Raw genomic sequence first — 23,504 nt, 5'->3', positions numbered from 1 at the left:
AAAAATCACTGTTATTGAGGTTTTTGAGGCATGTGTATACTCTAATAGTCCTATGTTATAAATTTCGGAATGAAGAATTACTTACTAATACTACTTCTTTTTTTATTTTTTTGTCATGCACCCTGTTTTGCACAAGAGAAAACGTTTCAATACCGTTATAAATTAGATTTAAATAAAGTAGAAAATGATAAGGTTGAGGTTGAGCTCACAGTAAACACTCCTCCTAACAGCTCTATTTTTCAATTTCCTGCTATAGTTCCCGGAACTTATAAAGTATATGACTTTGGTAGGTTCATATCCAATTTAAAGGCATTTGATAAAGATGGAGAACTTTTAGAAGTCCAAAAACTCAACGACAATCAATACAAAATCATTGATATTACCCAACTCGCCACTATTCAATACACCGTGGACGACACTTGGGACACAATGATGCCCAATAAGGTATTTGAACCTGCAGGGACCAATATTGAAGAACCTGATGTTTTTGTCATCAATAATCATGGTTTTTTTGGATACTTTGATGGATTAGAAAAAAGCCCCTTTCATATAGAAATCAAAAGACCTCAGCACCTATTTGGAGGTAGTGCACTTCATAAAATTGAAAGTGATTCCATAACGGATCATTTTGATGTAATTAATTATCATAGGTTAGTAGACAATCCAATCATTTACACTGAAGCAGATACGATTACCTTGAATATTGGTGCTACCAAAGTATTTGTAAGTATTTATTCCCCTAATAAAAAACTCAATGCTGATTTAGTAGGTCAGAAATTAATTGATGTTTTAGAAGCTCAAAAAGTTTTCTTAAAAAATCAAATGCCTACAGATCACTATTCATTCCTCATCTACTTGACAGACAAACCTAGCAATTCAGGTGCTATGGGGGCACTGGAACATTGGAATTGTTCCTTTTACTTTCTTCCTGAAGAAAACCCCGCAATACTTCTCCCTGTAATACAAGAGATTGCTGCACATGAGTTTTTTCACATCATCACACCTTTGAGTATTCATTCCGAAGAAATAGCAGATTTCGACTACCTTGATCCCAAAATGTCCAAGCATTTGTGGCTTTATGAAGGTGTCACTGAATACTTTGCGGGGCTAGCTTTAGTTCAAAATGGAGTGATTGATGAGGAGGCTTATTTGGATGCACTTAGAGGAAAAATCTTAACTGCTAAGTCCACTTATGAAGATGATCTAGCCTTCACTGAATTAAGTTTAAAATGCCTTGACGAACACAGTAGTCAATACGGAAATGTTTATCAAAAAGGAGCCTTAATTGGTTTGGCCTTAGACTTGATCTTGATTGAAAACAGCAAAGGAAAATATAATTTAAGAGATTTGATGTTGGAGCTCAGTAGTACATTTGGATCAGACCGTGCTTTCAAAGATGATCAATTATTTCATATCATCGATAGTATATCTGGTATCCCGGAAGCCACAACATTTCTAAATCAATACGTCGCGTCATCAGGCCCTTTCCCGTATACTGAAACTTTCGATAAAGTAGGTATTAAATACCTTCCGGAGGAGATAAGTACTTTCGGTACCTTTGGAAACATAGGAATTTCCATCAATGACAATGATGAAATATTTATAGAAGACACCGTTGACATGGACGATTTTGGGAAGCAAATGGGCTATCAAATTGGTGATGTTCTATTGAAAATGAATAATACTCCCGTTACTATGGAAAATATTGGGGATTTAATGAATAATTACATTAATCACCCTGAAAAATTTCCTAAATTGAAACTCCAAATAAGAAGAAATGGGAAAACTATAAATTTGAAGTCAAAAACACATATTTTAGAAGAAAAGGAGTATGACGTCTTTTATAAAGAAGAAAATCCAACCAAAGAACAACAACTTTTATATAGACAGTGGCTTCAAAAATAATTTTTTAGTAAGTACTTAACCAAAAGTAATTCACAAGTAATTCTTTCATGAAATTTTGACTGTAAAAGGACACTCAATACTGATCTCACCTTTTTATGTCAGAAACCTTCACTACATCACAAAGAATGAATGTCAATTAGTTTTGTATTCGTATTTTTAAAACATCTAAAGACAAGAAATACAGAGAATGAATTTGAATTTACGTAACCCATTAGTGGTCTTTGATTTAGAAACTACAGGTACTAATGTTACAAAAGATAGAGTCATTGAAATCTCCATGGTTAAGGCAGATGTCAATGGAAACAGAACAGTGAAAACCCACAGAGTCAACCCTGAATGTCATATCCCATCGTCATCTAGTAAAATTCATGGTATTTATGATGATGACATTAAAGATAAACCTACATTCAAGCAAATTGCTAAAGAAATTGCCGCTTTTATGAAAGGATGTGATATCGGTGGTTATAATGTGCTTCGCTTTGATTTACCCGTTTTGACAGAAGAGTTCCTAAGAGCAGGGATTGAGTTTGATTTCAGTAATAGAAAAATTGTTGATGCTCAAAAAATCTTCTTCATGATGGAACCTAGAACTCTAGGGGCCGCTTTAAAGTTTTATTGTGGTAGAGAATTGGAAGATGCACATTCAGCTGAAGCCGATACCATTGCAACATTAGATGTTATTGATGCACAAGTAAAACATTATGAAGGCGTTACCATCAAGGATAAACATGGCAAAGATTATGAGCCTGTTAAAAACGATATGAACGCACTTCATGATCTTACGGCAAGTAATTTGGTCGATTTTGCAGGGAGAATGGTTTTGAACAATGAAGGAGATGCCATTTTCAACTTTGGTAAATACAAAGGCAAATCTGTGGTAGAAACATTGAAAAAAGATCCTCATTATTATGACTGGATCATCAACAACGATTTTGCGTTAGACACTAAAAATAAGTTGACTCAATTACGATTAAAAAGTCAGTTTTCATAGATAATATTTAAGGTCAATACTTCAGGGTGTTGACCTTTTATTTTTCGAGTAACCTCAAGGCTTCTTTCTTACTCAAATTACTTAGTTTGACCTCGGTCGCTACATATTCCATGACCCACTCAGGGTTGGTACGACTATATTCTCTCAATACCCAACCGATAGCTTTATTAATAAAAAACTCTTTGGACCCTAATAGTGGAGTAATATTTCCCACCAGCAAATTTGTATCAAGATCTGATTTGTATTTCAATTGAAACAATACGGCAGTTCTTTGCAACCATATATTATTCGACACTAACCAACGCTGAGAACATGATTTTTGCATTGATGGATATTTTCTCAATAAAGCCCCTACTTGTTTATAGGCTAAAAAGTCTACAGTATCCCACCAAGATTTTTGACAAATCAAATTTTCTAAAAAAGCAATATCATCCTCCGTGTATTGTCTTTTGTATTTATCCAAAAGATCTAAACAAAAAAGCTGGAATTCTCTCTGAGGTTTGCTCCATAAAATTGCAATGATTTCAAAAGCTTCCTCTTTTGTGGGTAAATAGTCTTTTTGGAGAAATGGCTTTTGTAGCTCTTTTCGAATTGGAGAGGTCAAACCATAAAATTCAAACTGATTTCTCATATATGCTTTCTGCTGCAAAGCTCTTTCATGATTACGATGCTCTTCGAATACGGCTTCTAAAGTTGTAATATATTCGCTCATAAATAAGGTATTTTCGTTGTAAACTTCAATTTTACACTAGTTTTTGGACTATATATGTTATCAAATGTTAAAATATCAACTTAATTGTAAAAAATACATTTATAATTTGCGTATTAAATACACTTTTGCAATATTTGTACTACCGATAAACAACATAGTAATAACACACAATGCTAATCGAGATTGTAGAAATATAATCTTGATGTTTGAAACACACAATCGCACACACAACACTAAAAAAAGCAGATCAATAATGATCTGCTTTTTTTTGTCCAAAAATTTTTGATGCTAGTAGAGTTTATCACAATTCTATTATAATAGTTTCAAAATATACTTTCGTCCATCATTAAGAACGATGTTTCAAGTGTTAAGCGTGAGCGTCACTTGGAACTACTCATTGGTAAAGTCTCCCGACTTCGATAAAAAATACCACACTTTCATTCATATCGAAGTCGGGAGACTTCGCCAATATATCATCACAAGTGACGCCTATCGGCTTAACACTTGCGATATTAGAGCTTGGAAGTAGATCCTATAAATGCTTGTAGAAAGGCTAATTTAAAGTTGACGATAACGTAATTTACAATGCAATAAAAAATGCACTCCATTAAGAAGTGCATTCATTTTTTATCGTTTTCTAGATTTAAAGGACCATGTAAAATGAAATTTAGAAACTACCGTCCCATCTGGCATTGTTCCTATCGTTTGCATTTTCACAATCTGCCCCTCTCCTGTCTCATATGCTTTCTCTATTGCTTCCTTAACCAAGTGACCGTCTTTGCATACAAAAGTAACTTTATCGACTGCTTTTTTCAGAAACTCAGCTTCCATATCAACAATGATGAAAGCAATTTTCTTTAGGTGTTCATTGAGGTGTAACATTCCTAAAGCTGCTGTTGACAATTCCGCGGCCATACTTTGTGCAGCAAAATAAGTTGACTTAAAAGGGTTCTTATTCAAAAACTTATAAGGAAGTGTAGTAGAACATTGGTTTCCATCTAATTCAATAAGCTTCATCCCTGCTATAAAACCAAGTGGCACCTGTGTCATTGTAAATAGTTTAAACTTAAAAGGACTTAGCATTTTTCGTGAAAAAGCTTTTTGCCCTGCAGTCAATTCTATTTTAGAATGATGGGTCTCTAATGTATTCATTTCTGCGTCTAAAGTGTTGTGTTTATTGGTAATAATGAATGATTTGTTTCACAATATAATCAATAAACAAAACTTTCCATATCATAACAACCTTAAATAACGGTATTGAATAAATATTCATTTAAGTTTATTAATTAAAATAACCTAACTTTTTTCACTCTCGACGTATATGATTTTAAAATATGTTTCACGAATAAAACTAATATGGCTCCCTATATTACACTCTATTTAGTTATTGCCAACATTGCTATTATCATTAAATGTTACAAAGTATTTTTAAGTAAGATGTTAGTAAAGAATGCTTTTATCACCTTAGGATTGATTATCGTAGGCCTGATTTCAATTGATATGTATTTCTATACTCAAGTAACAGAGGGCTATGGCTCAGAATGGGCTGGATTTCTATCGGTTCTATAGTTATTAATCCAATAACATTAAATATGTCTATTTGCTTTATCAATAGCATATAACCTAAATGATAATAGAGATGAAGGGCTTTCCCTTCTCTCTACAGAAGAAAAACTATATTACTCCCTCCCTTATACATTACAATTTATTTTCGGAAAGTACCTCTTAACTTTGTAAAAAGACATCAAACTGATTGAATAATTGATTTCTCAATAAATCTGCATCACCTGATAATGGAATCTCATTCAAAAATTGATGAAATGCCAATACCACAGAACGGTTCAAGACCAATGTCTTTTCTAAATTTTGATCTACCACTGACACATTGAATCGGCTTTCATATAATTCTATAAGAATTTGATGTGCAATATTATCAGGCAGATTATTTTTGTAGGCCTCGGCTAATCGAATCAAAATGCTTTGCAAAAAGCGAAATTCCAATGTTGTTAGCTTTAATCTATATTTCTTCATCTTCCACTAAAAGGTAAGCATAATAATTTTGTACCAAATTTACATCTACTAAAGGTAAAAATCCAGATTGAACTTTATTGAGATGAATTGAAAGTGGATGTTTTTGCTCCATTTCCTTTTGGAAAGCTACAAAGTCAGTCACTTCGTGTTTTGTCACAATTCTCCACTCGGCTTTCTTATGCAATGGCACTGCTTTTTGTAAGCCTAATGTTACATGCCCCATGGTGTATCTTGGGTTAATTTCTACACATGGATGAATAAACCTTTCTCCATTAGCCCCCTTAAACACCAATGCGTCGATTCCAAAATGGCCTTCTAACCGTTTTTCATCTTTTAATTTAGTTTTTATCAGTGTTATAATCTTCATAATACTTTCCCACTCAAGATCTGAAAAATAACTACGAAAAGTATTTAAACCCGACCCATAATATTGTCCAGTCAACCCCGCCAAGAAAGATGACCCTCCCAAAAATTCAATTGTATTATTATGCTTTTTGAATAACAAAGAAAAATCAAATTCCTTTTCTAGTAAAGGCTCCACCAAAACACTACCTTGTTGATTAAGAGCACTTTCAATCCATTTCTGAACACTTGGAGTTATTTCATTTCTTTTGAGTACTAATATCCCTCTTCCAGAAGAACTATAAGGAAGTTTCATTATTACACCGAACGAATTTTTAATAAACACATTCTCTATTTCGTTGACAACTTCCTGATAATCAAGACAAAACTTACCAATCCTGGTGCTAGAAATAGCTCTATTCACTTCGTTATCAATGATATAGGTCAAAATATTGTATCCAAATTGCCTATGAAAAACATCTTTAAGTTGTCGATTCCATTCGTAGAATTGCTGGTATTTGGGAGGTAAAAAATGAAAATCTGAAACTAAACTAGGTGATTTACCCCATGACTTCACTGCATTAAAAGCAATTTTACTCTCTTTTACCTCTTTAGAGGTTACAAATTTAAAATCAATTCCCACAACACTATGCAATAATTCCTTCCAAGCCTTATTTACCACTTGCTTTTCGATCAAAACACTATCACCATCACCTACTAACCATGCTAACAATACAGAAAGGTCATTTTGCACTTTTTTTATCATCTTAGGTGGGGTATAATGTTGCTGTTCTTTAAGTATAGACAGCTCACAATGAGGGTTAAACAGCCATAAATCACCTTTTATCTTCATACATTTAAGGGATATAAATACAAATAATCAAACAAGATGGTTTGTTAATCTCTCTACTCAAAGTTAAAATAATCAAATTATTTATTGGTATTGTTAAATGTTATTATGATCTTGTAAAAAAATTAATAAGCCAATTTTTCTGTTTAGACTTTTTAAAACTCATCATAATTGATATGCTTAGGTTTTTATTCTCATGCATAGCTACGCTTTATGCAGTCAATTTACTAGCAGGCATAAATGAACACAAACTCACTTTAGAGGAATCAAAACCTTATGTGAATGCTGCTTCAAAAGCTTACTTTTATATTGATCCGACAAACACTATGGACTTTTCTCAAATTTCAAGTCCAACCTTTTCAAAGTTTACAGAATGGGACAATAGTTCTTATGTCAGTTTTGAATACGGTCAATCTACCTATTGGGTAAGAGTTGATATTGAGAATGAAAAGAAAACAATGAAGCCCGACTGGCTCTTGGAGGTAAACTATGCACCTCTGGATTTTGTGGACTACTATGTGGTAAAAGATGGAAAATTGATTGATCATGTAGCAACAGGAGATCATGTAAGTTTCAACCACCGACCAATTCAACATCACAACTATGTATTTCCATTACAAGTGGAAGGAGAAGGTGTGACAAGTATGTATTTAAAAGTAAAAACGGATGGTTCTGTTAAAATTCCTATGCGATTGTACCGCCCTTGGAAGTTTGCGGAGATTAATTCTAAATATGAAGTTGGATTCGGTTTATTTTTCGGAATCTTATTAATGATGGCTGTTTTAGGTCTCATTACCTACCTTCCAACGAAAGATATCAGTTACCTGATTTTTCCGATTCCAATTATTGCCAAAATTTTATTTACGTTTTCATTATCAGGGCATACTTTCCAATTCCTATTCCCTAACAATATTTACTTGGCAAATAAAATTACGCCTTTATCTATTGGTATATGGATGGTGGGTGTCTCGTGTTTTAACTTATACTTTTTAAGGCTCAAAAGACTCTCACCGATTGCACATAAACTCAACTATGGAGGTTTAGCTATTGGTGTTATCGCCATTTTTGGAGCAATATTTTTACCCTATTACACGGCTATTCAAATTGTAACGGGAACTTCGATTCCATTTACGATGCTTTCTCTAGGTGTAGGTATTACCTCTTATGTAAAAGGCAATCGATTTGCAAGCTATTACATTGCCTCATTTAGTATATATCTTACTGCACTTTTACTTTTTGTAGGTAGAATGAAAGGTGTAATTCCTGACAACCTTCTTACTTCAAGGATTTTGGAATATGGAGATGTAATTATGGTCACCCTATTATTTACAGCTTTGAGTAAAAAATATGCCATTTACCGAGAAGAAAAGAATGTTGCGATTAAGCAGATGCTTCAAATGGAAGCGGATGCCAAAGCAACATTAGAAGTAAAAGTCACTGAAAGAACTTTGGAGCTTCAAAATGCTACAGCTGAACTTGAGGAACAAAAAGAAGAATTAGAAACACAAGCCACTCAGCTTGTTTCGAAGAATGAGGAAATCATGGCACAATCAGAGACACTACAATCACTGAATAACGCCATGAATGAAAAGAATGATGAGCTAGAGCAACAAAACGAAGAAATTGCAGCCCAAAGGGATATGGTAGAACAGAAGAATATTCAAATAGAAAGAACTACCAAAAACCTCAGAGATAGTATCAATTATGCAAAGCGTATTCAAAATGCTATTTTACCTGCTGATGAAACTCTAAGTAAGGTTTGGGAAGAGTATTTCTTAATGTATAAACCAAAAGATGTTGTATCTGGAGACTTCTACTGGACCTATGAGAATGAAGCCGAAAATAAATCGATTCTTATCGTTGCGGACTGCACTGGTCATGGTGTTCCCGGTGCTATGATGTCAATGATTGGTGATGGATTCTTACAACAGATTGTAAAACTGAGAGGTATTACTTCTCCTGCTCGTATTCTATTAGAAATGAATGCTAGCCTTCACAATATGTTACAAATCGATGAAAGCACTAGTATTAGAGATGGTATGGATATGGGTGTAATCGTTTGGGATAAGGCTAATCAGAAAGTGCACTTTGCGGGAGCACATACGCCTTTAGTCTTTGTACAGAATAATACTATTTATAATATAAAAGGTGAACGTTTGAGTCTGGGCTCTTGCAATAAAAAATTAAATATCAAAGAGCACATCATTTCTTTAAAAACGACAACTTCATTTTACCTTTTCTCTGATGGATACCAAGATCAATTTGGAGGAGAAAATGATCGTAAAATCTCCAGCAAAAGATTAAGAGAGCTAATTCTTATGGTCGCTTCGAAACCTATGGACCAACAAAAGATCGCTTTAGAAAACTTTTATGAATCATGGGTAAATGCAAATAAAAATTCTACAGGAAAACAAATTGACGATATATTACTTATGGGAGTTAAAATAAAACCATAAAATATTGTATAAATATCTTAAAGAATCACCCTTTTGTGACTGTTACTTTTTAACATTTGCAAAAGGGTGATTTTTATCGCTGTAATTCTATGAGATAGTTGTGATATTAGTTCAACGAAAAATTTTATATCATTTACTACGCATTAAAAGTGAAAATTCTCATACTTAACTCTGGTAGTTCTTCTATCAAGTTCCAACTTATCGAAATGCCTTCAGAAAAGGTCATCGGAAAAGGATTGATAGAAAAGATTGGCTTACCAGACGCTTCAATTACAGTCAAGAACAGCGAGGGACGTAAAGAAATAATCCGATTAACAATACCAGACCACTCTAAAGGAATCGAATTTTTATTAAGCATCATTACAGATGAAAAGCTAAATATTCTTTCTTCACTAGAAGAATTATCAGCGGTAGGACATAGAATTGTACACGGTGGTTCTACGTTCTCAAAAAGTGTTTTGATCAATGATGACGTAATGCACGGCATCACTTCGTGTATTGATTTAGCACCGCTGCACAACCCTGCCAATATCAAAGGTGTGGAAGCCATTGAAAGAGCTATTGGTAAGATCCCACAAGTTGCAGTGTTTGATACAGCATTCCACCACACTATTCCTGAACAAAGAGCCGTATATGCTTTACCGATCAGCTTCTTTAAGAAGTATGGTTTGAGAAAGTACGGTTTCCATGGTACGAGTCATCAGTATGTTTCTGACCGTGCTAAAGAGCTGTATGGTGAAGATAGAACCTCTAAAATGATTACATGTCATTTGGGTAACGGAAGTTCACTTGCTGCTATTGAAGAGGGCAAATCAATTGAAACATCAATGGGCTTCTCTCCTACTGATGGTTTGATGATGGGTACACGTTGCGGATCTATTGATCCAGGTGTTATTCCTTTCATTGCAGATCACGAACACCTTGATGTAAAAGGTATTTCGAATCTTATCAATAAAGAATCAGGTCTATACGGTGTTTCTGGTGTTTCATCTGATTACAGAGATGTATCTATCGCTGCAAGTAAAGGTAACGAAGATGCTGACCTTGCCTTAAGAATGTTCCATTACGATGTAAAAAAATATATCGGTACTTATATGGCTACATTAGGAGGTTTAGAAACCATCATCTTTACTGGTGGTATTGGTGAAAATGCCATCAACGCAAGAAAAGAAATCCTTAAAGGATTAGAAGGACTTGGTATTAAGCTAGACCATAGTAAGAACGAAGCACTAATGGGTGAAGAAGCTGTAATTTCAGCGGATGACTCAAAAGTTAGAGTTGCTGTAATTCCTACGAATGAAGAAGTGATGATCGCAAGAGATACCTTCAACTTAGTAAAGTAAACATTCCACTCACATCTATATTAGGCTTTGTACTTTTCATTAAGTATAAAGCCTTTTTTATTTACCAATTCTGATACTCTATAAGCTTATGTTTTTGGGCAAAGAAAAAGCTACCCTCATTGCTGAAGGTAGCTCTTATATCATTGACTACTATTGTAGTATTTTTGACTAGCTGTTGGCTGCTGCTGCCTTGTCAATCCATCCTTGAACCGCGTCTTTTGAAGGGTTAGGGATTTGCTTCAATTTCAATTTCTTCTTCATACCGATGAAGTCATTCATCAATTTACCTACTGCTTTATCAGCAAGGTCAGAAGTCATATAGAAACCTAATTTGTGCATCACGTTGATCAAATCTTTCTCAACACCGATTGCTGACCACTCTTGCTCCGAAGAAGCTACAGGCCATTTTTCAGGACGCATTTGAGGGAAGAATAAAACTTCTTGGATAGAAGCATTATCCGTCAACATCATTACTAAACGGTCGATACCGATACCTAAACCTGATGTTGGAGGCATACCATATTCTAACGCTCTTAAGAAGTCTTGGTCGATGAACATTGCTTCATCATCACCCGCTTCCATTAATTTCATTTGCTCCTCAAAACGCTCTCTTTGATCAACTGGGTCATTCAACTCAGAGTAAGCATTGGCTACCTCTTTACCGTTCACCATCAATTCAAAACGCTCTGTTAATTCAGGATTATCTCTATGACGCTTACATAAAGGAGACATCTCAACAGGATAGTCAGTAATGAATGTTGGTTGGATATAGTTACCCTCACATTTCTCACCGAAGATCTCATCGATTAATTTACCTTTACCCATTGTCTCGTCATGCTCAATACCTAACTCGTCACAGAATACACGTAATTCTTCAACAGATTTACCGTTGATGTCTTTGCCTGTATGTTCCATGATCGCCTCTGCCATTGTTACACGACGGTAAGGTGCTTTGAAAGAAATATCATTATTGCCAACCTTCGCATCAGTAGTACCATTTGCAGCGATGGCAACGTGCTCTAAACATTGCTCCGTGAATTCCATCATCCAGTTGTAATCTTTGTAAGCAACATAGATTTCAACGGCTGTAAACTCAGGGTTGTGCGTTCTGTCCATACCTTCATTTCTGAAGTTACGTGAGAACTCATATACACCATCAAAACCACCTACGATCAATCTTTTTAAGTATAATTCGTTGGCAATTCTTAAGTATAAAGGTGTATCTAAAGCATTGTGGTGCGTAATGAACGGACTAGCTGCTGCACCACCAGGAATACTTTGTAATACTGGAGTATCTACTTCTAAATGTCCGTGATCATTAAAGAAGTTACGCATAGCGTTGATGATTTTCGTTCTTTTCACGAAAGTCTCTTTTACTTCTTTATTGACTACTAAATCCACATAACGTTGACGGTATCTTAATTCAGGGTCAGAAAATGCATCGTGCATTGTTTCTTTACCATCCTCGTCTTTTGTTACCTTAACGGCAGGAAGTGGTTTTAAGGCTTTAGATAAAACCTTTAGAGTTTTGGCATGAACAGTAGTTTCACCTACTTCTGTTTTGAAAACAAAACCTTCAATACCGATAAAATCACCTCTATCTAAAAGTTTCTTAAAAACCGTATTATATAATGTCTTATCCTCTCCAGGACAGATTTCATCTCTATTTACATAAACTTGGATACGACCTGAGGCATCTTGTAATTCTACAAAAGCTGCCTTACCCATCGCACGAACACTCATAATACGACCAGCAATAGACACTGTTCCATAATCATTAGGACGACGATCGAAATTCTTATGAATATGTGCTGCTGAAACGTTTACATCAAATTTTTCCGCTGGATATGGATCGACACCCAAGTCCATTAGCTGTTGTCTTTTTTCTCGACGGAGTACTTCTTGTTCGCTAAGAATTTGCATTTTGATTGTTTTTTGCTCAACGTCAGAAATGCATAACCGAAAACCCCTTCGGTTACTATACATTACTGCACAATTTCAAAAGGCGAAAATAATAGAATTTATTGGAACTAGGAGGATTGATTTTGAAAAAAACAGGGAATCATTTAAAATTTAAATCTATTTTCAATTAAATGACAAAATTTGTTTGCTTTTAGTCTATTTGAAGAGCAATTCGTAATACTTAAACAGCAGTTCTTGGCTTCGTCCTCTTTTTATATTGATGAGGTGTTTCGCCCGTTTCCTTTTTGAAAATATAATTAAAAGTTGACTTAGAGTTAAAGCCACAATCGTAAGCAATAGCCAATAAAGTGAGGTCTTGATTTTCGATTTGATGTACTCTTTTCTTGAATTCTTCTACCCTATAGATATTAATAAAGTGATAAAATGATTTTTTAAAACCTTGATTAAGGATAATGGAAACCTTTTTCGTGGAAAAGCCTACTTTCGAAGATAATTTTTCTAAGGTCAACTCATGATCTAAATACAACTCTTCTACCTCCATCACTTTTTGTAGGTATTCCATATCACTCTGTAGTCTATTCGACTTGATAATCGTTATTTTTTCAGGTTCTTCAATCTTCACTTCTTTTGTGAAATGCGTAATTCTCTCATAAAAACCTTTTAACCCTAACCAATAAATCACAAACGCCAAATAGAGAAATAAAATGTAATAATCTGAATAAGGTCTTTCGTAGTTAAAGAAAATAAGATCTACTAAAGATAAAACAGCAAATAAGATCCACCCTACTGACCATCCATAGATAATTTTTTTCATCCATATTCTGTTTTGCACATCAGCATCCGAAATCTCTTCTTCTTCATCAATCGTTCTAAAAGTCATAAAAGCATACACGCTCATGGAGAAAACACCAACTATCACTTCTAATTTACCATAGCCGTTTAGAACCTCAAAAACGCCCACTTTAAAGTAAAATTGATCAATCATATTGAATACCCTTCCAATAAAGAAAATAAAAGAGGGCAATAAGTGTTTTAAAGAATTAAAATCGAAAACATAGTTTAATGTACAAATAGACCTTGTATATAAATACAACAGTGGTCCTATCATCAATAAGTAGGTCAACGGAACACTTTCTAATAAAGGATGCTGTTTTAATACTTGCATATCAGACAATACATGACGACCCATAGTCAATGCAATACAAGCAATTAACGCTGATAACAAATAGTTTGAACTTTTACGACCTCTATGAAAAAAAAGTATTATAAGCGAAAATATCACCCCTTGAACAGCTCCTACAATGCTCAAGAAGTTATAGATGTTGAAATTCATGTTATGAAATAAAAGTTAGTCTCAAGCCCAATGTAATAGAAATATTTGGATTTATTTACATTTTATTCAATTTGAAACAGATTGTAACTAATCCTCATTTTTTGTAACACTTAAGGAGGACTAAAACCTACCTGCTTTACACTTTATAGATGAATACATCCATCATTTAGAGTGAATAGATTATTACATTATCCACTGAGTTTTCAATTACTTTCAATCAACATTCCAACAGTTTTTTTATTCTTTCTTTTAAGAACAAATTTTCTCTATTTCACTTTTTAAAACGGGTAATAATTCAACTTCAAACCATTCGTTTTTTCTTAACCAAATATTGTTTCTTGGAGAAGGATGTGGCATCACAAAGTATTTTGGGTAATATTCCTTCCAATTTTTAACTGTAGAGGTTAAGTTAGGTTTTCTGAGTTCGCCAAGAAAGTGTTTTTGTGCATACTGCCCTATTAAGAGGGTGAACTCTACATTTTTGAGCTCTTTCATGATTTTTGGCAACCACTTTTGAGCACATATCGGTCGAGGTGGCAAATCCCCTGATTTTCCTTTACCAGGAAAACAGAAGTCCATGGGTACAATGGCTACTTTTTCCTTATTATAAAAATCGTCATCCGATATACCCATCCATTCTCTTAGCCTTCTCCCACTTGCATCATTCCAGGGAATTCCTGATTCAATGGCTTTAACTCCGGGAGCTTGACCTACAATCAGTATTTTAGATTTTGATGAAAAATTCAATAATGGTTTTGAATTTGGTGGCTCACATCCTTTGCAGATATCCGAGTTGATGATTTCATTTATTAATAGTTCAGCTGAGTCCATGATATTTTTTGGGTTGTATTATTTTCAAATTAGTGTAAACCTCAACTAAGAAGATAAATCAGTACTTATTTTTATTTAATAAGTACTCCGTTTGAAACTTTTTTATCAGTTTTGAGAAAAGTTCACTTTTGGAGCTAATACATTCTATGTTGCCGAATACAGATGATCCAATTGGGATAAAATATTCTACTTGAGGGCCTGCTTTTATCAGCATCGCATCAAAGTAATGCCGTTCAAAATTTGACGAACAGATTTCATAAATAACATGGTTTTCTTTTAAAGAAGAGATAGTATCAAAAATACAATTCACTGTACTAGTAAAAACAACTTGTTCTTCTTCTATTTTAACTTCAAAAAAACATTGTTCACCTTGTGAGTAAAGGGTATAAGATTTCCGACCCATTCCATCAATAGTTAATAGTGTCATCATAAACTTATGATTCAAATCGACTTTATTTAAATCTAAATACTGTAAAGAAAAGTCATTCATTTCTTCTTCTATGATTGTACAACTTTGTGCATTTGAAACTGAAATAGTTCCATATAACACAACTATATAAACAATTAGTATGGAGTTCCATTTTATGATTACTTTTTTCATTACAATAGTTCTTTTATAATTCAATAACTTTATCTCAAAGCAATAACATTTATATGGCTTAGTCCTCAAGGTAAATATAACATCACAAAATAATTACCTCTTTACCTTTTACTTCTTCAGCCGTCCATTTTGTTTCTTTTTTTAATCTTATCACAATTTCAAAGATGTTATCTGAGAAAGGCACGTTTATTTTATCAAAGGATACTATTTCACCAAGAATTTGACTTTCAAAGACAATACTTCTTCCATTTATTATTTCACCTGTTATTTGCTCGCATACATAGATTAAATTATCACTGTTACTTAAATCTCTAAACACGCCAGTAAGTTTTAATCTATTAACCATCTTATTTTTTTGAAGAACATTAGTTCATATTGATACTATTTTTGTTTCTGTTCAAGAAATCATGGATATATTTTATTGTAATAAGTTTCAAACTTATACAATTCTAAAGTTCGTAATGACGCCTTTCGGCTTGACATCACGAACAGTTCTATTGAGACAATTAGATAGATCTATTGTTGACTAATAATATGAATTAATTCCTCACATAAACGACCTTTCTCTTTCTCAAGCCCTTTAACAAATACCTGCACAATCTGCCTAAAATCATATCACCGCCAATATAAATAAACATGGCTCCTATGGGAGGGTTGATAGTTTGGAAGATCCACTGTTTTTGATCCCATTTCCATACTCCGTAATACGTTCCGATTATTTCCAGATATAACACCAATGCACTCATCACAAGGTAAAAAGGCATGTAATTTCTTCTCCATAAAGCCCAGAAGAATAATGCTCCTAGGGCTAAACTTAACGTGTCTTTGAAGTATAGAATTACTATTGCGAAAAGTAAAATATAAAAACCCATCATCCATTTTTTGAATTGAAGAGCGTTGGAAAGAATTGGGCTTTTTTGAGTGATATTCCATCCCAATGCAAATATTACAGCATGACCAAAGGGTACATACATCGGAATTTGTCCTCCCCTATAATCATACATATCCATCCATACACAACACAACATTTCACCTAACCATGACAAAGGCACCATGACTGTCATTAAAAATCGGATGCGTAATGATGATAAGAAAAATATGATTGCAAATATGCTGTAAACCGATACGGTAGAGATTATTTTTCCATCGAAAAAATTTTCATCAAAGTAAGGAGAATCAAAAAATAAAATAGGAATCCATAAAAATGCAATCCCTACAAAATAATAGAAAGATTTACTGTAGCTGTTAGTATTCATAGTAAAGTAATTAAATCACATCAAATATTGTAGATGTTTAATTTTCAAAATTACAGTTTTTGATGCAACAAACTAGAAAATAATCTAATGTTAGTTTTTCAATACTTCCATTGTAATCAACTTAAAACTAAGTAATCGTCAACTTTCATCTTTCTCTTCTAAAAGAAGTACTTTTTTATGTTACGCATGGATGCATAAATTTTGTCGCCATTTTCTGTAAGAAGCTCCAATACTGATGCTAAAATAGTATCTTTTTCACTCACAACTCAAGCATATCTAAATGGAGTGATTGTTCCAAAAAGTTAATAAATAGAAGTGTATATAATAGTTTCACGATCACATTTATAAAAATGTCGCTAAGCTAAGAAAAGAAGTTGAACTAGATCAAGATGTTGAAGTGTAATGCTGTTAAAGTTATGTCTTATACATTTACCTACAAGTGTTTTGTATAGGTTTTAATGTAGACAATTCTTTACCTTAACTTTTTCCAATAAATGACTTTATCTTCTCCCTCTTTCCAAAAATCCCGAATAGTCGCTTCCTTTCTATATCCAAGTTGGTCATAGAATTTTCTTGTGAGTTTATATTGAGAGTCGCTTGATGTTTCTACAATTAGAATTCTATGCCCTTTAGCAGAGAGTAAATGCTCAATGTAGTCCATCATTTTCCTACCTTCTCCTTTTCCTTGAAACTCTTTTTTGACTGCAATTGCAAGTAAATTATATGTTCCTTGGGTCAGCTTTTCTGGAGTACAGTAACCAAATCCAATAATTTTCCCGTAAGATATATTTGTAAACCAAATTTCTTCTGTATCAGGATTATTAAAATAGTCAGAGATCATCTCGTCTAGATATTCAGAAGGAAAAAGTTCACTAGAGTCAAGAACTTCTTTTAGTCCATCAATATCACTTTGAATAGTGTTACGTATTTCTGTGGTCATTATTTTTTGTTCGTTTTTATGCATACAATGACTCGGCTAAAAAGCATTTCAAAAAACTTACGTTCCGTCTTCTAAATAGCCGCAAATCGTTTTAAGTTTTTCATTTTGTGGAGAGCACGCTTAAATGCAATAATCTTAACGCTTTTTTGGCCTTTGTCCGCCATTTTTTTCACTTGAGTTTCCTATAAGTTCAAACTTCCCTTCTTCATCTAATCCGAGTAGATTCTGTATCATTTTGGAAAACTCTTTTCCTTTAAATTGATAAAGTTTAATGCTTGCAATATCATCTAATTGATAAAAATTGTTTTCATCATCTACATACAAGGCTGAATTGTAATCATCAATATTGGCAAAACAAATTAGTTTCTTTTCTAATCCATATCTTGCTCCATTATTCATTTGTTCAATAGTTTCAGGAAATTTGATATTTCTCGGAGTCCAGTAATCAGATTCATAAGTTGTGATTAACTCTAATCCTCCAAACTCGGAAAGAATATTCCAAGCATGTTTTAATTCAGGTTGTAAATTTTTTGTTTCTACAGCCTTTTTCATTTTCCTACCATCGAACCAGCCTGCTTGTTCTAAAATCTTATGATACTTGAAGTTTTTCAATTCCTCTAAATCAATATATTTCCCCAATAATGCTGATTTAATTGCATAAACACTCTCTTTATTATTAAAATCTGCATTGATTAAGTCAAAAAAGCAATCAGTGCCTAATCTAGATTCTAGCTCTGAGTTATTATATACCCAAGATTCAAATTCTTTTACAGAGACATTACCTGATAGGAAATTTAAAATTTTTCTTTTATCTGCCTCTTCCATTTTATCTATCAATAATAATGTAAAGTAGAGCCTGATCGCTCACTCAAATTAATAATTATAAAAGTAATCAATTTCAGTAAACGATCAGTACCCATTTCTATCAACCTACCAGTATTGTTTCCATTGATTTGCTCCTGCTACGGAGAAACGTCAATGATCATTATGCCACGTTTTCCCTCACAAAAGGCTCAAAGAAAAAGACTTCCCGAATAATCGAAAAGTCCTTCCTAATTTCATATAGTTGAGTGCATGAAAAATTCACCTACTTTGTTCAACTAGGGCTTAATTTTTGGGTCTGAAGACCAAACTAAGCCCTAATTATTGCCACCCGTTTTTAATCCCAAAATTCGTATTTAAAGTATCTAGGTATATATCCTCTTATACTTTTTAATAATCCGTTCTTATAATATGAGTAATTTAGTTCATACTCATTGATTCTATCATTCAAAAATATAGATTTGATTTCTGATTTTATAAGTTGAGAGTTCGAATCAAAACTGTTTTTAATAATCTTATTGTCCTTGAATTTTTCTAAATCATCATAGTCTTTATAAGCAGTTGTGTTTGGAACTCCTTCTATAGTATCTGTAATATTCTTTAGCTTCGGTTCTAAATAAAAGCCATAAAACCTACTGACATAAAAATCCTTATCATACTCCTTCGTTTTATTATATACTATTACTGAATCCTTTCTTCGGATTGTAGTTTCCACTAAAGGATTATGTTTGTACATAGTCTCATAAACAAAATTTCCTAATCTCTTTTGAGATGAGATTAACTTATTATCATTTCCATATTTGAAAATAGTAGAATCTGTTTTTAATGAATCAATTATTCGAATCAAATGGTTTTTTGAATCATACTCATAGAAACTTACTTTATCAATCCCTTTCAATTTTCTGGTCTTTTTGTTATAGGATGCACTGAATTTTGTAGAGCGAATCCTCTTCCCTGTAGTATCAAATTCTACGATTTCAGATAAATCTTTTGGTGAATTTAAATAGACGAATACTTTCTTTACTTGTCGATTTGAGTAAACACTATCAGGTTGCCATCGATTTTCTATTTGTCCGAATGATAGAGATGGAGTAAAAATTAATATCAACAAGATTATTCTTTTCATTTTATACAATTCTGTTTCTTAATGGGTGGCAACGTGATTACTAAACTCGAGAGCGGTTGCGTCAACCGTGATTGGAGTTTAGTTGATATTGAACAAAAGTTCCGCTAGCTAAATCCTTTAATTTCGCAAGACGAAATAAAATTAGTACTATACTAGACAGAGCATTTAATGTTCCTAGTTTCAAAGAGATGTACAATGAGGTATATCGTAACATGTCTTTAAGTGGAAAGTCAAAGTCTACTTTTGATAACTACATCAAGTCTATTGCTAAAATTGCTTTGCATTTTAACAAGACTCTTCTTGAACTTTCCGATGATGAAATTAATGATTATCTACTTCAGCTCAAAGAAAAAGAGCCACTCCTGATATTTTATCAGTCGAGAAATGTAAAGCCATTTTTAAAACACCTGACTTACTGAAGTACAGGGTGATGTTTGTGCTGATTTACTCAGCAGGATTAAGAGTTAGAGAGGTCGATCATACTTGGGGACAAAATTTGAGTCTGCATCCTCACCTGCATTGCATTATTCCGGGAGGTGCACTTTGTAATGGCAAGCATTGGGTGGGCAGTGACAAAACAGGAAAGTACCTTTTCCCGACAAAGGCATTAGCAAAAATGTTCAGAGCAAAACTTGTAGATCAGATAAGAAAGAATGGTATATCAAAAACGTATTTAGACCAAAAAAACACTGCGAAAAGTTGTTTTGAAAAGGAATGGGTGGTCTATGCCAAAAGACCTTTTGGAGGTGCAAGGCAGATCATCGAATATCTTGGTAGATACACTCACAAAACCGCCATCTCAAACCACCGTTTATTAGACTACTCTAAAGGAAAAGTCACCTTTTCTTACAAGGATTACAGAACCGGTGCACAGAAAAAAGAGATGAAGCTATCGGATGTGGATTTTATCAAAAGATATGCTATGCATCTGCTTCCAAAGGGCTTTAGAAGGATCAGGCATTTTGGGTTTTACAACGGAGCCATCAAAAAAGTCAAAATAGAGAAAATCAGAAAGTCTATCGGCCAGAAACCACCTCAAAAGGTAGAATGGAACTGGATCAAACTTTCAAGAGAAAAACTGGGGTATGATCCATTAGTCTGCCCCTGCTGTGGAGAAAGGTCGATGGTTATTATGCCACGGTTCGCTTCTCAAAGAGCTCCACCAAATAAGGAAACAGAAGTAGAACGCAACCTTAATTAGAAACTGACCCTCTCATTTTTTTGCTTATGAAAATAAGCCTGATAGGTTACACCCTAAACTTTCCAAAAGCAGGCGATTCAGTCCTAATGAATACTTTATTTAGGGCTTTTAAGGTGAAAAAATGAGAGGGAAAGTGATCTATAAAAAAGTTCTCTACAAAAAAAGACCTCCCGAGTAATCGAAAAGTCCTTCCTAATTTCCATACAACTAAATGCAAGAGAACTACACCGCCTTTGTTCAACCAGGGCTTAATTTTTGGGTCTGAAGACCAAACTAAGCCCTAATTATTGGGTACTTTTGATTTTGTATTCCCCTTTAAATCTATAAGTTAGATACACATTTTTAATAAGGCATACCTTGCTTCAACTTATATTTAAGACTAGGGTCAAATTCCATGATTTTTAAATCATTGGGTTCCCATTGATAATTGATATATTGATCAGGAGACTTCTTTATATCATTCCATTCACAATTATCAAAGATAAATAAATCCCAATGATCGCTATCCCACGTACCATATTTTTGTTCATTTGGTAACCAAAGTAAAATAAATTCAGGATCATAATATTCATTTTCTCCAGTTAAACTAACAGCAGGTATCTCATAATAAGATTGTGTTTCTTCTGGTCCTTCTAAATATATATGACTTTCCTTCAGATTTTCATGTTTATGTAAACCAACAAATCCAGGTTCAACTTTAGATATATCATATTCTAATTTTTGACCTAATTTTAAAAAATCCAATAGTTCTTTTTCTAAGTTCATTTATTGTAAAAGGTTTATAAGTTCTCGTAAATTGAGTCCAATTGTACCCAACGTAAATGCTAAACAGCGAGCGAGGTCGCGTCGACCGAGACTTGCTGTTTTAGCTGGTGTTGAACAAAAGCTCCGCTAGCTAAAGCCTTCAATTTCTTAACTTTACATCTTAATAAATTCAATACCACTTCAATTTCGTAAGATGAAAAAAAAATTGGTACTATACTAGACAGAGCATTTAATGTTCCTGGTTTTAAAGAGATGTACAACGAAGTATATCGTAATATGTCTCTAAGTGGAAAGTCGAAGTCTACTTTTGATAATTATATCAAGTCTATTGCTAAAATTGCTTTGCATTTCAACAAGACTCCTCTTGAACTTTCCGATGATGAAATTAATGATTATCTACTACAGCTCAAAGAAAAAAAGCAAACTTCTTATACGGCTTTCAAGCACTATGTCTATGCACTGAGATACATTTTTAAATACTCTGGAAGAGAAGAGAAAAACATCAAGCTTCCTGTATTAAGAAAGAAAAAAGTGATTCCTGATATCTTGTCAGTCGAGGAATGTAAAATCCTCTTTAAAATACCTGACTTACTGAAATACAGGGTGATGTTTGCTCTGATTTACTCGGCGGGACTAAGAATTAGAGAGGTCGCTCAACTGAAGGTCGCTGACATCGATTTGCAAAGAATGACGATCTATGTCAGAGATACCAAATATGCCAAAAACAGAGTGGTGCCTCTTGCTGAAAATATGAAAGTGGGCATCAAGAAATATCTTGAAACTGAAAATCCAAATATATGGCTTTTCCAAGGATACGGATCTCAAAAACATATTGCGACAACCTCAATTGGAAGAATGCTTAAGCAGACAGTGAAGGCGGCAAAGATTAACAAAAAAGTCACAACACACACCTTAAGGCACACATATGCCACGCACTGCGTCGAAATGGGAATGGATCCTTTTACATTAAAGGAACTGCTTGGGCATGAATCGCTTCAAACCACCTTGGAGTATATCAATCTTACAACCGTCAAAAAATCCAATTCCTTCTCGCCTTTCGACAAGATCTATGAAGCCAAAAATTGAGATCAGTCACATTCTCAATCAGCAACAGTTTTGGAGAGCTTCTACTCATTTTCTCAGCAGGCAGAAATACGATCTGCATGCAATGACAATATGCCGGACGGCTAAACTCGGGAGGCATATCGACTACTGTAAAAAGTGCAATGAAGTGAGAGTTTCATACAACAGTTGCAGAAATAGAAACTGCCCGAAATGTCAGGCAACCTACAGGGAGAAATGGATTGCGAGACGGGAGGAGGAAGTGCTGAATGTGCCTTATTTTCATACTGTATTTACGGTACCTCATGAATTGAATGATCTCTTTCTGCATAAGCCTGATTTGATGTATAATCTGCTTTTCAAAACCGTCTGGGAAACCATCAGAACATTCGGAAGCAAAAGTCTAAAGGGGGAAATGGGAATGATCGCAGTACTTCATACTTGGGGGCAAAATTTGAGTCTGCATCCTCACCTGCATTGCATTATTCCGGGAGGTGTACTTTGTAATGGCAAGCATTGGGTGGGCAGTGACAAAACAGGGAAGTACCTTTTCCCGGCAAAAGCATTAGCAAAAATGTTCAGAGCAAAACTTGTAGATCAAATAAGAAAGAATGATATATCAAAAACATATTTAGACCAAAACACTGCGAAAAGTTGTTTTGAAAAAGAATGGGTGGTCTATGCCAAAAGACCTTTTGGAGGTGCAAAACAGATCATTGAATATCTTGGCAGATACACCCACAAAACCGCCATCTCAAACCACCGTTTATTAGACTACTCTAAAGGAAAAGTTACCTTCTCTTACAAGGATTACAGAACCGGTGCAAAGAAAAAAGAGATGACGCTATCAAATGTGGATTTTATCAAAAAATATGCTATGCATCTGCTTCCAAAGGGCTTTAGAAGGATCAGGCATTTTGGGTTTTACAACGGAGCCATCAAAAAAGTCAAAATAGAGAAAATCAGAAAGTCTATCGGCCAGAAACCACCTCAAAAGGTAGAATGGAACTGGAT

Annotated in this window: 22 protein-coding genes; 8 read left to right on the top strand and 14 right to left on the bottom strand. The window is 34.0% G+C overall.

Annotation, left to right across the window (positions count from 1 at the left end; translation table 11 throughout):
• Positions 1 to 69 precede the first annotated feature (69 nt).
• Both PL77_RS07510 and PL77_RS07505 read left to right on the top strand, forming a co-directional pair.
• Entirely contained in the window at positions 70 to 1,905 is a 1,836-nt protein-coding gene (locus tag PL77_RS07510) for a hypothetical protein (RefSeq protein WP_052444245.1), read from the top strand.
• A 187-nt stretch (positions 1,906 to 2,092) separates the two neighbouring features.
• Positions 2,093 to 2,896, top strand: a complete 804-nt coding sequence (locus PL77_RS07505; RefSeq protein ID WP_044203423.1) for a 3'-5' exonuclease — start codon at positions 2,093 to 2,095, stop codon at positions 2,894 to 2,896.
• Positions 2,897 to 2,933: 37 nt separating this feature from the next.
• Here the strand turns inward: PL77_RS07505 and PL77_RS07500 are convergent, their stop codons facing one another.
• The 4 genes from PL77_RS07500 to PL77_RS07480 all read right to left on the bottom strand — a co-directional run bounded on the left by PL77_RS07500 (position 2,934) and on the right by PL77_RS07480 (position 6,834).
• A complete protein-coding gene (locus PL77_RS07500) occupies positions 2,934 to 3,608 on the bottom strand; it encodes a DNA alkylation repair protein (protein WP_044203422.1) in 675 nt (224 codons plus the stop codon).
• 627 nt (positions 3,609 to 4,235) lie between these two features.
• On the bottom strand, positions 4,236 to 4,760 hold the full coding sequence (locus PL77_RS07495) for a DUF4442 domain-containing protein (RefSeq protein WP_082026444.1): 525 nt from the start codon (positions 4,758 to 4,760) through the stop codon (positions 4,236 to 4,238).
• Between the two features lie 573 nt (positions 4,761 to 5,333).
• Positions 5,334 to 5,639 (bottom strand): hypothetical protein, encoded by a 306-nt coding sequence (locus PL77_RS07485; RefSeq protein WP_044203420.1) that lies wholly within the window; start codon positions 5,637 to 5,639, stop codon positions 5,334 to 5,336.
• On the bottom strand, positions 5,626 to 6,834 hold the full coding sequence (locus PL77_RS07480) for a hypothetical protein (RefSeq protein ID WP_044203417.1): 1,209 nt from the start codon (positions 6,832 to 6,834) through the stop codon (positions 5,626 to 5,628). The genes PL77_RS07485 and PL77_RS07480 overlap by 14 nt, the downstream gene beginning before the upstream one ends.
• Positions 6,835 to 7,007: 173 nt before the next feature.
• On the opposite strand from PL77_RS07480, the gene PL77_RS07475 reads away from it, so the two are divergent.
• Entirely contained in the window at positions 7,008 to 9,287 is a 2,280-nt protein-coding gene (locus PL77_RS07475; protein WP_044203414.1) for a 7TM-DISM domain-containing protein, read from the top strand.
• A 149-nt stretch (positions 9,288 to 9,436) separates the two neighbouring features.
• Positions 9,437 to 10,630: an acetate/propionate family kinase gene (locus PL77_RS07470; RefSeq protein WP_044203412.1), complete on the top strand. Its 1,194-nt coding sequence runs from the start codon at positions 9,437 to 9,439 to the stop codon at positions 10,628 to 10,630.
• A gap of 168 nt (positions 10,631 to 10,798) precedes the next feature.
• Here PL77_RS07470 and lysS read toward each other — a convergent pair whose 3' ends face one another.
• The 9 genes from lysS to PL77_RS07425 form a co-directional block, all read right to left on the bottom strand.
• Positions 10,799 to 12,553 (bottom strand): lysine--tRNA ligase, encoded by a 1,755-nt coding sequence (lysS, locus tag PL77_RS07465; protein WP_044203410.1) that lies wholly within the window; start codon positions 12,551 to 12,553, stop codon positions 10,799 to 10,801.
• Positions 12,554 to 12,773: 220 nt separating this feature from the next.
• Positions 12,774 to 13,886 (bottom strand): AraC family transcriptional regulator, encoded by a 1,113-nt coding sequence (locus tag PL77_RS07460; protein ID WP_044203409.1) that lies wholly within the window; start codon positions 13,884 to 13,886, stop codon positions 12,774 to 12,776.
• Positions 13,887 to 14,135: 249 nt separating this feature from the next.
• A complete protein-coding gene (locus tag PL77_RS07455; RefSeq protein WP_044203407.1) occupies positions 14,136 to 14,717 on the bottom strand; it encodes a uracil-DNA glycosylase family protein in 582 nt (193 codons plus the stop codon).
• A 58-nt stretch (positions 14,718 to 14,775) separates the two neighbouring features.
• A complete protein-coding gene (locus PL77_RS07450; protein WP_044203406.1) occupies positions 14,776 to 15,318 on the bottom strand; it encodes a hypothetical protein in 543 nt (180 codons plus the stop codon).
• Between the two features lie 82 nt (positions 15,319 to 15,400).
• Positions 15,401 to 15,664 carry a hypothetical protein gene (locus tag PL77_RS07445; protein ID WP_044203405.1) on the bottom strand — a complete coding sequence of 88 codons (264 nt, stop codon included), beginning with the start codon at positions 15,662 to 15,664 and terminating at the stop codon, positions 15,401 to 15,403.
• 193 nt (positions 15,665 to 15,857) lie between these two features.
• Positions 15,858 to 16,574 (bottom strand): hypothetical protein, encoded by a 717-nt coding sequence (locus PL77_RS07440; RefSeq protein ID WP_044203403.1) that lies wholly within the window; start codon positions 16,572 to 16,574, stop codon positions 15,858 to 15,860.
• Positions 16,575 to 17,046: 472 nt separating this feature from the next.
• Positions 17,047 to 17,514 (bottom strand): GNAT family N-acetyltransferase, encoded by a 468-nt coding sequence (locus PL77_RS07435; RefSeq protein WP_044203603.1) that lies wholly within the window; start codon positions 17,512 to 17,514, stop codon positions 17,047 to 17,049.
• A 135-nt stretch (positions 17,515 to 17,649) separates the two neighbouring features.
• The gene (locus PL77_RS07430) at positions 17,650 to 18,339 is read right to left on the bottom strand and encodes an SUKH-3 domain-containing protein (RefSeq protein ID WP_044203402.1); all 690 of its coding nucleotides are present in this window, start codon (positions 18,337 to 18,339) and stop codon (positions 17,650 to 17,652) included.
• A gap of 334 nt (positions 18,340 to 18,673) precedes the next feature.
• Complete coding sequence (locus tag PL77_RS07425; protein WP_044203401.1) at positions 18,674 to 19,462, bottom strand: hypothetical protein; 789 nt, start codon at positions 19,460 to 19,462, stop codon at positions 18,674 to 18,676.
• A gap of 188 nt (positions 19,463 to 19,650) precedes the next feature.
• Between PL77_RS07425 and PL77_RS32535 the strand changes: the two genes are divergently transcribed.
• Complete coding sequence (locus tag PL77_RS32535; RefSeq protein WP_044203400.1) at positions 19,651 to 19,881, top strand: phage integrase N-terminal SAM-like domain-containing protein; 231 nt, start codon at positions 19,651 to 19,653, stop codon at positions 19,879 to 19,881.
• Positions 19,882 to 19,898: 17 nt separating this feature from the next.
• Positions 19,899 to 20,663: a transposase gene (locus PL77_RS07415; RefSeq protein WP_172665818.1), complete on the top strand. Its 765-nt coding sequence runs from the start codon at positions 19,899 to 19,901 to the stop codon at positions 20,661 to 20,663.
• A 342-nt stretch (positions 20,664 to 21,005) separates the two neighbouring features.
• Here the strand turns inward: PL77_RS07415 and PL77_RS07410 are convergent, their stop codons facing one another.
• On the bottom strand, positions 21,006 to 21,428 hold the full coding sequence (locus PL77_RS07410; protein ID WP_044203399.1) for a hypothetical protein: 423 nt from the start codon (positions 21,426 to 21,428) through the stop codon (positions 21,006 to 21,008).
• Positions 21,429 to 21,680: 252 nt separating this feature from the next.
• Between PL77_RS07410 and PL77_RS07400 the strand changes: the two genes are divergently transcribed.
• Both PL77_RS07400 and PL77_RS07395 read left to right on the top strand, forming a co-directional pair.
• Positions 21,681 to 22,514, top strand: coding sequence for a tyrosine-type recombinase/integrase (locus tag PL77_RS07400; RefSeq protein WP_052444243.1), 834 nt, complete (start codon positions 21,681 to 21,683; stop codon positions 22,512 to 22,514).
• Positions 22,498 to 23,504 (top strand): IS91 family transposase (locus PL77_RS07395; protein WP_044203396.1); only part of this gene is annotated, 1,007 nt, incomplete at its 3' end. The genes PL77_RS07400 and PL77_RS07395, both read left to right, overlap by 17 nt.

The sequence above is a fragment of the Flammeovirga sp. OC4 genome (genome assembly GCF_000812565.1).
Classification (GTDB): Bacteria; Bacteroidota; Bacteroidia; order Cytophagales; family Flammeovirgaceae; genus Flammeovirga.
The sequence above is the reverse complement of the archived record's forward strand: the minus strand, read 5'-3'. Positions and strand labels throughout refer to the sequence as shown.

Coding starts and splice junctions, on each gene's coding strand:
- PL77_RS07510 (WP_052444245.1), top strand. CDS start 70: ATGAAGAATTACTTACTAATACTACTTCTTTTTTTATTTTTTTGTCAT.
- PL77_RS07440 (WP_044203403.1), bottom strand. CDS start 16,574: ATGAATACTAACAGCTACAGTAAATCTTTCTATTATTTTGTAGGGATT.
- PL77_RS07450 (WP_044203406.1), bottom strand. CDS start 15,318: ATGAAAAAAGTAATCATAAAATGGAACTCCATACTAATTGTTTATATA.
- PL77_RS07505 (WP_044203423.1), top strand. CDS start 2,093: ATGAATTTGAATTTACGTAACCCATTAGTGGTCTTTGATTTAGAAACT.
- PL77_RS07455 (WP_044203407.1), bottom strand. CDS start 14,717: ATGGACTCAGCTGAACTATTAATAAATGAAATCATCAACTCGGATATC.
- PL77_RS07475 (WP_044203414.1), top strand. CDS start 7,008: ATGCTTAGGTTTTTATTCTCATGCATAGCTACGCTTTATGCAGTCAAT.
- PL77_RS07500 (WP_044203422.1), bottom strand. CDS start 3,608: ATGAGCGAATATATTACAACTTTAGAAGCCGTATTCGAAGAGCATCGT.
- PL77_RS07435 (WP_044203603.1), bottom strand. CDS start 17,514: ATGACCACAGAAATACGTAACACTATTCAAAGTGATATTGATGGACTA.
- PL77_RS07400 (WP_052444243.1), top strand. CDS start 21,681: ATGTACAACGAAGTATATCGTAATATGTCTCTAAGTGGAAAGTCGAAG.
- PL77_RS32535 (WP_044203400.1), top strand. CDS start 19,651: ATGTACAATGAGGTATATCGTAACATGTCTTTAAGTGGAAAGTCAAAG.
- lysS (WP_044203410.1), bottom strand. CDS start 12,553: ATGCAAATTCTTAGCGAACAAGAAGTACTCCGTCGAGAAAAAAGACAA.
- PL77_RS07445 (WP_044203405.1), bottom strand. CDS start 15,664: ATGGTTAATAGATTAAAACTTACTGGCGTGTTTAGAGATTTAAGTAAC.
- PL77_RS07425 (WP_044203401.1), bottom strand. CDS start 19,462: ATGAAAAGAATAATCTTGTTGATATTAATTTTTACTCCATCTCTATCA.
- PL77_RS07460 (WP_044203409.1), bottom strand. CDS start 13,886: ATGAATTTCAACATCTATAACTTCTTGAGCATTGTAGGAGCTGTTCAA.
- PL77_RS07430 (WP_044203402.1), bottom strand. CDS start 18,339: ATGGAAGAGGCAGATAAAAGAAAAATTTTAAATTTCCTATCAGGTAAT.
- PL77_RS07495 (WP_082026444.1), bottom strand. CDS start 4,760: ATGAATACATTAGAGACCCATCATTCTAAAATAGAATTGACTGCAGGG.
- PL77_RS07480 (WP_044203417.1), bottom strand. CDS start 6,834: ATGAAGATAAAAGGTGATTTATGGCTGTTTAACCCTCATTGTGAGCTG.
- PL77_RS07485 (WP_044203420.1), bottom strand. CDS start 5,639: ATGAAGAAATATAGATTAAAGCTAACAACATTGGAATTTCGCTTTTTG.
- PL77_RS07410 (WP_044203399.1), bottom strand. CDS start 21,428: ATGAACTTAGAAAAAGAACTATTGGATTTTTTAAAATTAGGTCAAAAA.